We start from the raw sequence: 12,390 nt of genomic DNA, 5'->3' as shown, positions 1-12,390 counted from the left end.
TCAACTATTAAATAGTTTGGAGGAGGTTCTTCTGATGGAACAAAGCGCGAGAAGTTTTAGCCGCGAACAGCGCAAGGCTCTATTTGTCAGTGGTAGCGGATTGTTTTCTCAATCAGCAAGCACAATGCTTTTGTCATTTGTCCTAGCAAGTATGATGACAAGCTTTCATGTCAATGGGGCTGCTGGTGGTTTTATCTCAACAATAACCAATATTGGGATGTTGGCAGGTGGGCTGATATTTGGACCTATGGCAGATCGAAATGGTCGTATGAAGATTTTTGCGGTAACCACTATTATTTACGCGAGTGCAACAGGGCTGATGGCAATAGCAAAAAATATTCAAATGGTATATCTATTTAGATTTCTAGTGGGCGTGGGCGGAGGTGGTGTTTATGGCGCCATTATGTCAATGGTTGCTGATGTTTTCAGAAACGATCAACGTGGTCGAATTACTTCTTATGTAACAATATTAGGCCAAATTGGCAGTATTATTGCGGCATTAGCTGCCGCAATTATTATTCCGATTTTGGGATGGCGAGGTCTTTTTGTTTTTGGTGCTCTACCGATTCTTTTGGGATTCTATGTTTACTTCAAGATGCCTGAATCGAAACAGTGGTTAGAGTCAAAAAATGAGCTAATAAATCAAAGAAATTCGAAGATAACCCTGCTAGATTTATTTCGAGACGGTCGAGCCAGTAATACAATTAAATTGATCATTATGGCGACTGTACAAATAGCGGGATATTTTGGTCTGATGAATTGGCTTCCGTCGATCTTACAACAAAAATCGGGTTTGTCTGTTTCTGGATCGTCTATATGGATGATTGCTACAATTTTGGGTATGTCGCTTGGCATGCTTGTCTTTGGACAAATTATGGATAGAATTGGCAGTAAAGTTGCCTATTCTTTTTTCTTGATTGCCTCGGCCATTTCGGTTTTCATGTATAGTTTTGCGGACACACAGATTACATTATTGGTTGGTGGAGCAATAGTGGGATTTTTTGCTAACGGAATGAATGCGGGGTACGGTGCTATCGTCGCCAATCTTTATGAAACAAGAATTCGTGCCTCAGCAAACAATCTGATCTTCAATGTGGGTCGGGCAATAGGCGGATTTTCATCAGTGATCATAGGCTTTTTATTGGATCACTCGTCTTTGGTTATAACCATGAGCTTCTTATCGGTTCTTTATATTATCTCATTATTAACAGTTTTGACATTGAAGGTAAAGAAGGGTGATTCTTATGAGTAGTGAGCATTTAGCACATATCCAAAAAGGGGATCTTGGTGAAGTAACTTTAATTGTTGGTGATCCTGATAGGGTTGCGTTGATTTCTAAAGATTGGGAGTCTAAACGAAAAATAGAAGATAGTCGAGAATTCGTCCTGGTAGTTGGTATGTTTCGGGGCCATCATGTTTCTGTCTGTTCGACGGGGATGGGAGTTGGATCGACTGAGATTTGTGTTGTAGAACTTATCGAGAACGGTGCGAAACAAATTATTCGATGTGGTGGCTGTGGAGCATGGCGAGATGATATTAACCCCGGTGATATCATTATTAATCGTGCAATGGCGCGAACATCAGGATTAATGGGCGATTATGTTCCCGATAGTTATCCGGCCGTAGCTGATCCGCTTTTAGTAAACAAGATTTATACAGGAGCGGTAAAAAATGGGTTTAGGGTTTATACCGGTATAGGGTTAACAACTGAGACGTATTTTTTTGGCCAATACCGGCAACCGGACATCTCGGAGACAGCTCTCAAAGTTGATGGGGCAAAAATGAAGTTCTGGCAAGACCGTGGCATTATCAATGCTGAAATGGAGTCTGCGGTTTTGTTTTTGCTGGGCTCTCTTTACAATATTCCCGTGGCAAACTGTTTGGTTGTCCACCTTAGTCGTGCAACATATAAGTGGGAAAAGCCCGAAGACTATAATCGTATTCATCAAAGATCTGCCGAGTCAGTTCTAGAATCAGTTTTAGGGTAAAGATAAGCTGTAGGGAGGAATGATAAGATGCAAGAAGCCGAGTCATATCGGAAAAAGATATTAGTATCTTCTATGCTGGGATTAGGACTTGAAGGTATGGATATCTTGCTGCTGTCATTTGCATTAAGCTCAATTATCAATGAATTTCATATTTCATCTGCTGCGGGCGGAGTTTTACCGTCAGTCACGAACATTGGAATGTTGGTTGGCGGTGTGATTTTTGGGTACTGGGCGGACAAGAAAGGCAGGATTAAAATTTTCACCTATACTATTTTTATTTTTGCTATTGCAACGCTGTTGATGGCGTTTGCACGCAGCATAGGGGAAATATATATATTGAGGTTTGTGGTCGGTTTAGGTGCTGGTGGTGAGTATGGTATTGGGATGGCTTTGGTTGCAGAGGCATTTCCAAAAGAACGAAGAGGGCAGATGTCTTCTTGGATTACAGTCGGTGGTCAAATGGGAACGCTGATTGCTGCATTGATTGCGGCAACAGTGATCCCTTTAGCTGGCTGGCGTGCAGCGTTTATTTTTGGGGTTATTCCAGTTTTTTTGGCTTACTTTGTGCGCCGACATCTTCCCGAAACTAAAAGTTGGCAGCTAGCACATAAATCAGGTGCAGAAAAATCCGACCATCCTCGAATTAGTCTGCTATTCAATCAACCCAAGATCGCATTGATTACTGTAGGATTAACAATTATGTCAGCAATTCAGGTTGCAGGCTACTATGGACTGATGAACTGGTTACCATCGTTACTTGAAAAGCAGCAAGGTCTGTCTGTCTCCGGGTCGTCTTTGTGGATGATTTCGACTATTATCGGTATGTCACTAGGGATGTTGTCGTTTGGTAAATTGTTTGATAAATTTGGCTCTCGATTGACCTATTCTGTCTTTTTAATCATGTCTGGCATGTCGGTAACTCTCTATGCGTTCGTACACAGTGCTTTTCTGATGTTAATTATCGGCGCGATTGTTGGCTTTTTTGCTAACGGTATGAATGCAGGCTACGGTGCGCTCATCAGCAGCTTTTACCCAACAGAAATACGGAGCTTAGCAAATAATGCAATATTTAATACCGGTCGTGCGATTGGTGGACTGTCGCCAATTTTAATTGGCTATATTATCGATGAGAAGGGCTTTTCAGTGGCGTTGTTGGTTTTAGGATCCTTTTACTTAATATCATTAGTCATAGTTAATCTAATCCCCAACCCAGTAAAACGGAGAAACTCTGATAGTCAAGGGCGTGTTGTTGAATGAAAAGATTTGAGCGAATCATTACAATTGTATTGGACTCAGTTGGCATTGGTGAAGCTCCGGATGCTAAAAGCTTCAACGACCAAGGGGCAGACACGCTCGGGCATCTTTGTTCTTATTGGAATGGAAAACTAGCAATACCTCAACTGGAAGATTTGGGAATAGGTCGGATTCTGCGAGCAACACCGCTAAAGGGAATTAAAGCAAAGAGCGGTACATCTAGCGCAGTTGGAAAGATGAGAGAAGTTTCTGCTGGGAAAGACAGTTTAGACGGACATTGGGAAATGATGGGTGTTCCTGTTGATTCTGCTTTAGACACTTTCCCGAACGGCTTTCCACAACGGTTAGTTGAACAAATAGAACAATTCTCAAATCGACGGGTCATTTTAAATCAGGTTTATTCTGGAACTCGGGCAATTGAAGATTACGGTGAAGAACAAATCGCAGAGGGCGCTCTGATCGTTTACACATCAGGTGATTCAGTTCTGCAAGTGGCCGCATGTGAAACCGTGGTCCCAGTTGAAGAGCTATATCGCATTTGTCGATTTATTCGATTTACTCTGGATGATAGCGGGTGGCAAATCGGTAGAGTTATTGCACGACCATTTATAAGAATGGACTCCGGGAGTTTTCGTCGTACAGCAAATCGTCGCGATTATACTATAGTACCAGGCCACGAAACGGTGTTAGACATACTAAGCACGAATAATATTTCTGTTTGTGGTATTGGTAAGGTTAACGATATTTTCTCGGGTCGAGGCATTGATCGTAAAATTCACACAACAAGTAATCAGGATGGGCTATACCAAGTTATTAATATTCTCGAAGACAAGAAGTATAGGTTTATTTTTGCTAACCTCGTTGATTTTGATTCACAGTATGGGCATCGGCGTGATCCAAGAGGTTATGGTAAAGAATTAGAACGGGTAGATCATTTACTTCAAAGCGTGATAGCAAAAATATCTGAATCTGATCTATTACTTATAACGGCTGATCATGGAAATGACCCAACATTTTGTGGGCACGACCACACGCGTGAGTATGTGCCGCTGATTGCTTATTCTCCAAACCTTACTAATGGAGATCTTGGGATAAGAGAGACCTTCAGTGACCTTGGAGCAACTGTTCTTGAAAACTTTAATTTAAAATCAAAGCAAAATATTGGCGCAAGCTTTCTTAGCAAATTATAGTTGTGTGATCACCTGATTAGAGATCATAAATCATAAAATTAATTGTATTTATATGAGCTTATTGCTGGTGATACGAACCGTCAACTTGGTATCCTTAAGTTAAGCAAAAATAAGGAGGCATGATCGTATGGCAGATTTTGATGCAACTAAGGATAAGGTCAGCGGCAAGGTAAAAGAAGGCGCAGGCAAACTTACCGGCGATGAATCAACCGAAGCAAAAGGCAAGGCTGAACAGATGGTCGGCAATGCTAAGGAAAAGCTCAGTGATGCCAAGGACAAAATCGCGGAGAAGTTCAATGACGTGGTTGACAAGTCCAAGGAGAAGAAAGAACGCTAAACCGCCAATGGTGATTCGGTGTTTGGCTAACAAAGGAGGGCCTCGTTTTGCAGGTTCTCCTTTTTGCTTACAAAAAATTAGCAAAATGCCTTTACTTACTATTTATAAGTGCTACACTTATAAGTGTTCTAATAAGTAAGCAATTCAGGAGGCTTTTGACACATGACAGTTGTTAATGGTTACGAACAAAGCGATGCAGAGAAGAAATTGGATATTTTGAACTTGCCGTCATTAGAAGGTGAAGCCAAGAAGATTATTCCAACAGGTGGATTTGGCTATATCGTTGGCGGATCCGAAGATGAATGGACGCTTGCCGAGAATACCAAGGCATTTAACCACGCACAGATTGTTCCCAAGGCCTTGTCGAACATTGATTCTCCAGACTTGTCGACCAACTTTTTGGGCATTGATCTGAAGACGCCGGTTATGATGGCGCCAACTGCGGCTCAGGGATTGGCCCACAGCCAAGGTGAAAAGGATACCGCTCGCGGCTTGGCAGCAGTCGGTGGTTTGATGGCGCAGAGCACGTATAGCTCAACCTCAATCGCGGATACTGCTGCGGCCGGCAACGGAGCACCGCAATTGTTCCAGCTGTACATGAGCAAGGATTGGGACTTCAATAAGAGCTTGCTTGACGAAGCTAAAAAGGCTGGCGTCAAGGGGATTATTCTGACCGTTGATGCCACTGTTGATGGTTATCGAGAAGAAGATATTATCAACAACTTCCAATTCCCGATTCCAATGCCGAACCTGGAAAAGTATTCTGAAGGCGATGGCAAGGGTAAAGGCATCGGCGAAATTTATGCTTCTGCTGCTCAAAAGATTAATGAAGATGACGTTCGCCGGATTGCTGAATATACCGACTTGCCGGTTATTGTTAAAGGTATTCAGTCTCCTGAAGACGCATTGCGGGCAATTGGCGCCGGTGCTGCGGCAATCTATGTTTCTAACCATGGTGGCCGTCAGTTAAACGGTGGCCCAGCATCATTTGATGTTTTGCCTGCCATTGCCAAGGCCGTTAACAAGCAGGTTCCGATCATCTTTGACTCCGGCATTCGTCGTGGCAGTCATGTCTTCAAAGCATTGGCAGCCGGTGCAGATTTGGTTGCGTTTGGCCGCCCGGTTATCTATGGCTTGGCTTTAGGTGGTGCACAAGGTGTTCAAAGCGTGTTCGAACAGATTGATCACGAGTTGGAAATTATCATGCAGCTGGCCGGCACCAAGACGATTGAAGATGTTAAGCATGCACCGTTAACCCACTTTAACTACGCTGACTAAGTTGCAGCATTGATGAATTAAACTCGGTGTTTGTTGTACAGACACATGATTCGACCGAAAAAAGAATCCCTGTCAGTTTTTAAGGCTGAAGGGATTCTTTTTTGATACATAGATTCTGTACATCAGCATGACCGTATTGACATCAAGAAACTACGATATGTATGAATCGATAGGATTTTGATGACGTGGGTTAGAGGCTGATGTCCTAAATGTGCTGATCCATTTTGATACCCGTAACAGGATTGCTACAGGCCAATCTGGCTCAGCGTGTACATGGCATTGCGGAACTCGTCGCGGCGATTTGCCCGTTTTTCAACATCGCTTGGCAGTTCGGTCATATCAATGCGAACAACGGCACGCCGCAACAGGCTGACCATTGTTTTGTCATTCATTTTGATGTAAAGGTGGTCGGCATCAAAACGTTCAACCGCGTCCTCCCAAACCCGAGCATTTTCGTGATCGCTTTGGACGTTGCGCTTGATGAGTGACTTGCCATCGACAGTGTTGAATGTGACATCATAAGTTGTCATGTGGAGCTCCCCTTTCATTTAACCAAGTTTATTATACATCGCGTCATTGGGATGGAGAATAAATTGCCAAAGATAAAGCGTATTGGCTAATAGATAAGCGGTGAGTCCGAACATGAAGGGTAATGGCATAATGGTTGTCATGAAGCTAAAAATACCAAAAATCAACACGGAAAAACCAAGGTAAAACCAGCGCTTGAAGCCGATGTCAATGTGCTTGACAGGGTAGGCGCTAAGATATCCGATTAAGCTAAAATAATAAACTGCCAACGTCACCGTGATGGCAAGCGCAAACCATTGAGGATCAAGCAGCCCGGCCAGCCACGAGTGAATGAACGTACTGAGACTGAGAATGGCCGCCAGTAATGGAAGTTGTAAATAGATAACAGCCAAGCCCGCGGTTTTTTGCCGGCGATCGAGACCGTTGTCATAAACAAGTTGGTAGGCAATAAACAATAAGATGACTACCAAGAAGAAAAGACCTGCTTGCAAAGATAGACCAGCATAAATGGTTTCCGCCACACCAATGATCGATTCGCCAAATATCAGTAAAACCAATAGAGAATAACGGGTGCTGAGATTGCCTAAGTCGGCTGGCGTGGCTTTGAGTACGTTCCGCAATAGCAATGGCATCAATCCAGCGGCTAAAACACCGCCAAAGAAGACCGCAAATGAAAGGGTGTATGGCTTTATAAATAGCGAAATTAAAATCACAAAACTGCAAGCTGCCAGCGTGATGCCAAATGTTTTGGCGAGTTGCGAGTGTTTTCGCCGCCAAAGCAGACCGTATTGGCTCGCAAGACTCAAGAAGAGAATCGCAGCACTTAATTGAAATGGCCACTTAGTTTTAGCAAAATCAGGGTTAATCGCGGTGCTTAAGACAATCACCCAAAACATGTTGAACAACGTAAACAGGTTGTGGGTCACTTCATGATGTGAAAAACGATCGATTAAGACTGTCTGAAAAGTCCAGATGGTCCAGAAAACCAGCAGCATCAATAGAAATTCAACCAGTACTTGTGGCGCGATCATCCCATGCACCGGCACTGCCAGAGTCTGCGCCATTCGCCCAACGGCATAGGCAAAAATCAAATCATAGAAAAGCTCGACCATGGTGACAGATTGATGCGACTTGGCCATGAGCATCCTTCTTTCTATAAGCTAAGGCAGTGTGCCTTGCTTAGTTCAATAATAGTAGCCTATCATTTTCACGCCTTGGCAGCAAAAAAGACCTGCCGAGCAGACTACCCTAAACCCGTTGAGATTGTTATACTAGTTGGGTTAAGGAGGCCGTGATGTGGTCAAATTAGTCCTTTTAAGACATGGCGAAAGCATTGCTAATCAACAAAATACTTATACTGGCTGGTCCGATGTCGGATTAACGGCGCAAGGGAAAGCTCAAGCAGCAGCTGCCGGCAAAAAGATTGCGGCGACCGGGATCTTATTTGAGCATGTGCATACCAGCGTGTTATCGCGGGCCATTATGACTGCCTACATCGTTCAGGACGCAATCGGCCAGAATTACCTGCCGATCACTAAAAGTTGGCGTCTGAACGAACGGCATTATGGCGCCTTACGCGGAATTAACAAAGATCTGACCCGGAAACTTTTTGGCCCGGATCAAGTTGCCAGCTGGCGGCGAAGCTTTTATGCGCATCCGCCGTTGTTGGCACATCCCAGTCGTTCACGGCGCTATCACGCGTACCCGGCGACGATTATTCCGCGCGGTGAAAGTCTTGCCGATGCGAGTGAGCGCCTGTTGCCGTATTGGAGTGCCGAACTGGCGCCGCGGTTGATGGCCGGCAAGAATCAGCTTATCGTGGCGCACGGCTCAACGTTACGGGCATTAGTCAAGTACATGGAAGCTATTAGCGATGCTGGTATTAACAAAGTTGAAATTGGCAATGCCCAACCTATCGTCTACACGCTTGATCAGCATTTAACCATTCTCAATAAACAAACACTGTGAAGACTTTCCGGCAAGGTAGTTTAGCTACATGCCGGATTTATTTTACCAAGATTTGGGATTAAGTTGTGATTAACGATTAAATATCACGTCATATTTCCCTGAAAATGTTATACTGTTGATTAGCAATCATGAGGAGGAGCGCTTACGCAACTTACTAAACGTCAACAAAAAATTGTTCAGTTACTAAAAGCAAAAAGTCCGATGACTGGGGAAATGCTGGCGACGCAATTAAAGATTAGTTTGGCCACGATTCGCGCTGACTTACGCTTGCTGACAACGGTTGGAATTTTAGATGCCCGGCCTAAAGTTGGATATGCCTACCAAGGAGCGAGTGTTTTATCAGTCGATAACGATGCGCTGTTTAATACCCCGATTGCCAAAATATTATTGCCGCCGACTGAAATTAAGCTGACAACCTCGATGGAAGAAGCGGTAACCAAGCTGTTCTTGGCGGATGTCGGCTCCTTATACGTGTTAGATGATGATGGCGCCTTGGTCGGCCTCATCTCGCGAAAGGACTTATTGCGCGCCAGCTTTACAGATCGTGACACCACTTTACCGGCCAGCATTGTCATGACGCGGATGCCCAATGTCGTGACGGTGACGGCGGATACGACCATTATGGCGGCCAGCAAGTTGTTGTTGAAACACAATGTCGATTCACTCCCTGTGATCCAAAAACATGGGGACACTCATGTGATTGGCAAGATCACTAAAAACCGGATCTTTAAATACTTAATTGAAACACTTGCACCATGAGGCTGGGCTTTCATTTGCAGCTTCAAATTAAAGGTGTCCTATTTCTCGATTTTGGCGAGAAATAGGACACCTTTTTACATTCCTTATAGGCAAGTTTCTTGTTGTGACATGGGTTGTTATATTAACCGCGCATCGCCGCACTTGCAAAAAGATTTTTGTGTATTATATAGCGTTATGAAATTGAACTTTTTCCGAATTAGACCAATTTCTAAGTGTAAACGCTTGCATTTTCGCGGGCTAAATAATACATTATATAGCGAACATATATAACGTCATATTTAGCGAAGGGAAGGCTTTATCATGAAACAAATCTATGCGTTTGCGGAAGGTAATATGGAGATGCGGGCATTATTGGGTGGCAAAGGTGCCAATCTGGCCGAAATGACCAATCTTGGCCTGCCGGTGCCTCCGGGTTTTACGCTCACAACTGCTGCGTGCCACGATTATCAACAGCATCACGGGCTTTCAGAAGCGTTGTTAACCGAGCTGGATCAACACATACAGGCGTTAGAAAAAGCGACCGGGAAACGATTCGATGATCCGGTTGCGCCATTACTGGTGTCGGTTCGTTCCGGTGCACCGATTTCAATGCCAGGCATGATGGATACCATTTTGAACATCGGCTTAAATGATCAAACCGTTCAGGCACTCGCCCGGGAAACTGCCGATCCCCGGTTTGCGTATGACAGTTATCGCCGCTTACTGGCGATGTTTGGTAACGTGGTTTACGGCTTGTCGGAAAAAGGATTCGATGACATTTTAACCACCGTGAAACGCCAAAATGGGTATGACTCTGACTTGGCGTTGACAACCGCTGACCTGCAGCAAATCATTCTGGCATTTAAGCAGCTTTATATTGAAGCAGGCAAGTCATTTCCACAATCGCCCAAAGCGCAAATGCTGGCGGCAGTGACGGCAGTATTTGAATCATGGAATAATCGGCGGGCAGTCGTTTATCGACGCGAAAATCGCATTCCCGAAGACTTGGGAACCGCGGTGAACGTTCAGACGATGGTTTTTGGTAATGCTGGCGCTGATTCCGGAACCGGCGTGGCCTTCACCCGTGATCCGGCGACTGGGGAACGCGCGCTGTTTGGCGAATATCTTTTGAATGCCCAAGGTGAAGATGTGGTGTCAGGAGTGCGGACGCCTCAGTCAGTCGCGGTTTTACACGATCAAATGCCTGAAGTTTATAATCAGCTGGCAGCGATCGCGACCACGTTGGAGCAGCATTATCGCGACATGCAGGATCTTGAATTCACGATTGAACATGGCCAACTTTATCTCCTACAAGCGCGTAATGGTAAACGGACACCGGCGGCCGCTGTTAAAATTGCGATAGATTTGGTTAACGAAGGCTTGATTGATCGCCAGACCGCGTTGTTGCGTATTGAACCGCAATCATTGAGTGACATGTTGCATCCGGAGTTTGATCCGCAGGCGTTGCAGGCACATACGATTTTGGCTACCGGTTTACCGGCATCACCAGGGGCGGCAACTGGGGAGGTTTATTTTACGGCGGCAGAAGCCAAAGCGGCTCATGAAGCGGGCCATCAAGTGATTTTGATGCGTCAAGACACTTCGCCGGAAGACATTGAAGGGATGATTGTCAGTCAGGCCATTGTGACTGCGCGCGGCGGGATGACGTCACATGCAGCTGTGGTCGCGCGCGGCATGGGGGCAACCGGTGTCGTGGGGATGCATGCCTTAACCGTTGATGAACATGCCAAAACCGCGACTGTTGGCGATACGGTGCTGCATGAAGGCGATTGGGTATCCGTTGATGGGACAACCGGCAATTTGTATCGCGGCCAAATCCCGACCACTGCTGCCTTGGTCAAGGATAGTCTGGCGACACTGTTAGCATGGGCAAAGGAAGCCAGCCGCATGGGCGTGTTTACGAATGCCGACACACCTAAGGATCTGCAGCAGGCCTTGGCTTTTGGCGCTGATGGCATCGGCTTGACGCGCACCGAGCACATGTTTTTCCAACCAGAACGATTGTTACAAATGCGTCGGTTGATTCTCGCAAAAGATGCAGCCGGACGCAAGGCACCCTTGGCCGCATTAGAGAAAATGCAGGAGCAGGACTTTTACGAGCTATATCGCTTGGCAGCTGGTAAAACCGTCACGATTCGTCTGCTTGATCCACCGCTGCATGAATTTTTGCCACATGACCAGCGTGAAATCGGGCAAGTCGCGCATGAGCTGGGGTTGGAGCAAAATCAGTTACGCGAACGGATGGCAGCCTTGAAAGAAGTCAATCCGATGCTAGGCCATCGCGGGGATCGCCTAGCCGTGACCTATCCGGATATTTACGCCATGCAAGTGCGGGCGCTGATGCATGCGGTATTCCGGTTAGCCGACGAAGGGATGCAGGTGACACCGCACATCATGATTCCTTTGACCAATTCGGAAACCGAGTTGCGTTGGGTGCGGCAATTGGTTGTTCGGCAAATTGAACAGCTGGCCGCCGCAAAAGGGATGCAGGTGAGCTATGAAGTTGGTACCATGATCGAAACCCCGCGCGCTTGCGTCTCCGCGGACAAAATTGCTCACGCCGCCGACTTCTTCAGTTTCGGGACGAACGATCTTACCCAGTTAACTTTTGGCTATTCGCGTGACGATGTGGGATCCTTCTTACCCGCATATCTGGAGCAGAAAATTCTTCCGAATGATCCTTTCCAAACAGTTGATACAGAAGGCGTAGGCGCATTGATGGCCATGGCGATTACAAACGGTCGTCAAACAAATCCGCAACTGCCGATCGGAGTCTGCGGCGAAGTTGGCGGCGATCCGGATTCAGTGGCGTTCTTTGATCAAATTGGCATCAGCTACGTCTCCTGCTCGCCTTACCGGGTGCCGGTTGCCCGACTCGCAGCGGCTCAAGCAGCCTTGCGCGCCATGAAAAAAGTTAAAGCCGGTGCCTAGATTGCAGACGGACAGATTTGGTGTGAGCCGTCAAGCAGTGTGAGGCTGTATTTTCAACAATACCTGTACTTAAAAAGTGTCCCAAAAAGTCAGCAGTCGATGAAGACATGCATGACTTTTGGGACACTTTTTTCTGTGAGCGCGAGCCGGCGCCGGG

Annotated in this window: 11 protein-coding genes; 9 read left to right on the top strand and 2 right to left on the bottom strand. The window is 45.8% G+C overall.

Going from position 1 to position 12,390, the window contains the following annotated elements:
• Window positions 1-34: 34 nt before the first annotated feature.
• The 6 genes from EL173_RS12050 to EL173_RS12025 all read left to right on the top strand — a co-directional run bounded on the left by EL173_RS12050 (window position 35) and on the right by EL173_RS12025 (window position 6,047).
• On the top strand, window positions 35-1,252 hold the full coding sequence (locus EL173_RS12050; RefSeq protein ID WP_005692301.1) for an MFS transporter: 1,218 nt from the start codon (window positions 35-37) through the stop codon (window positions 1,250-1,252).
• Window positions 1,245-1,988: a nucleoside phosphorylase gene (locus tag EL173_RS12045; protein ID WP_005692302.1), complete on the top strand. Its 744-nt coding sequence runs from the start codon at window positions 1,245-1,247 to the stop codon at window positions 1,986-1,988. The genes EL173_RS12050 and EL173_RS12045 overlap by 8 nt, the downstream gene beginning before the upstream one ends.
• Window positions 1,989-2,015: 27 nt before the next feature.
• A complete protein-coding gene (locus EL173_RS12040) occupies window positions 2,016-3,245 on the top strand; it encodes an MFS transporter (RefSeq protein ID WP_005692303.1) in 1,230 nt (409 codons plus the stop codon).
• Window positions 3,242-4,432 carry a phosphopentomutase gene (locus EL173_RS12035; RefSeq protein ID WP_005692304.1) on the top strand — a complete coding sequence of 397 codons (1,191 nt, stop codon included), beginning with the start codon at window positions 3,242-3,244 and terminating at the stop codon, window positions 4,430-4,432. Before EL173_RS12040 ends, EL173_RS12035 begins: the two co-directional genes overlap by 4 nt.
• A gap of 127 nt (window positions 4,433-4,559) precedes the next feature.
• Window positions 4,560-4,769: a CsbD family protein gene (locus EL173_RS12030; protein WP_005686092.1), complete on the top strand. Its 210-nt coding sequence runs from the start codon at window positions 4,560-4,562 to the stop codon at window positions 4,767-4,769.
• Between the two features lie 162 nt (window positions 4,770-4,931).
• On the top strand, window positions 4,932-6,047 hold the full coding sequence (locus EL173_RS12025) for a lactate oxidase (protein WP_005692305.1): 1,116 nt from the start codon (window positions 4,932-4,934) through the stop codon (window positions 6,045-6,047).
• Window positions 6,048-6,292: 245 nt separating this feature from the next.
• Here EL173_RS12025 and EL173_RS12020 read toward each other — a convergent pair whose 3' ends face one another.
• Window positions 6,293-6,577: a chromosome partitioning protein ParB gene (locus tag EL173_RS12020; RefSeq protein ID WP_005686095.1), complete on the bottom strand. Its 285-nt coding sequence runs from the start codon at window positions 6,575-6,577 to the stop codon at window positions 6,293-6,295.
• Between the two features lie 18 nt (window positions 6,578-6,595).
• Window positions 6,596-7,714, bottom strand: coding sequence for a low temperature requirement protein A (locus EL173_RS12015; protein WP_014571565.1), 1,119 nt, complete (start codon window positions 7,712-7,714; stop codon window positions 6,596-6,598).
• Between the two features lie 157 nt (window positions 7,715-7,871).
• Here EL173_RS12015 and EL173_RS12010 point away from each other — a divergent pair, with 157 nt between their 5' ends.
• From EL173_RS12010 to ppdK, 3 genes are all read left to right on the top strand, one after another.
• A complete protein-coding gene (locus EL173_RS12010) occupies window positions 7,872-8,543 on the top strand; it encodes a 2,3-bisphosphoglycerate-dependent phosphoglycerate mutase (RefSeq protein ID WP_005692313.1) in 672 nt (223 codons plus the stop codon).
• Between the two features lie 171 nt (window positions 8,544-8,714).
• Window positions 8,715-9,302 (top strand): CBS domain-containing protein, encoded by a 588-nt coding sequence (locus tag EL173_RS12005; RefSeq protein ID WP_072137620.1) that lies wholly within the window; start codon window positions 8,715-8,717, stop codon window positions 9,300-9,302.
• 300 nt (window positions 9,303-9,602) lie between these two features.
• Complete coding sequence (gene ppdK, locus EL173_RS12000; protein WP_005692316.1) at window positions 9,603-12,233, top strand: pyruvate, phosphate dikinase; 2,631 nt, start codon at window positions 9,603-9,605, stop codon at window positions 12,231-12,233.
• Window positions 12,234-12,390: the final 157 nt, after the last annotated feature.

The sequence above is a fragment of the Lacticaseibacillus rhamnosus genome (genome assembly GCF_900636965.1).
In the GTDB taxonomy this organism is placed as follows: domain Bacteria; phylum Bacillota; class Bacilli; order Lactobacillales; family Lactobacillaceae; genus Lacticaseibacillus; species Lacticaseibacillus rhamnosus.
This window is presented reverse-complemented; position numbering and strand designations above follow the sequence as displayed.

What these genes read in the sequence shown, in the direction of transcription:
- EL173_RS12045 (WP_005692302.1), top strand. Translation starts at nt 1,245, where the DNA reads ATGAGTAGTGAGCATTTAGCACATATCCAAAAAGGGGATCTTGGTGAA.
- EL173_RS12015 (WP_014571565.1), bottom strand. Translation starts at nt 7,714, where the DNA reads ATGGCCAAGTCGCATCAATCTGTCACCATGGTCGAGCTTTTCTATGAT.
- EL173_RS12025 (WP_005692305.1), top strand. Translation starts at nt 4,932, where the DNA reads ATGACAGTTGTTAATGGTTACGAACAAAGCGATGCAGAGAAGAAATTG.
- EL173_RS12035 (WP_005692304.1), top strand. Translation starts at nt 3,242, where the DNA reads ATGAAAAGATTTGAGCGAATCATTACAATTGTATTGGACTCAGTTGGC.
- EL173_RS12050 (WP_005692301.1), top strand. Translation starts at nt 35, where the DNA reads ATGGAACAAAGCGCGAGAAGTTTTAGCCGCGAACAGCGCAAGGCTCTA.
- EL173_RS12040 (WP_005692303.1), top strand. Translation starts at nt 2,016, where the DNA reads ATGCAAGAAGCCGAGTCATATCGGAAAAAGATATTAGTATCTTCTATG.
- ppdK (WP_005692316.1), top strand. Translation starts at nt 9,603, where the DNA reads ATGAAACAAATCTATGCGTTTGCGGAAGGTAATATGGAGATGCGGGCA.
- EL173_RS12030 (WP_005686092.1), top strand. Translation starts at nt 4,560, where the DNA reads ATGGCAGATTTTGATGCAACTAAGGATAAGGTCAGCGGCAAGGTAAAA.
- EL173_RS12020 (WP_005686095.1), bottom strand. Translation starts at nt 6,577, where the DNA reads ATGACAACTTATGATGTCACATTCAACACTGTCGATGGCAAGTCACTC.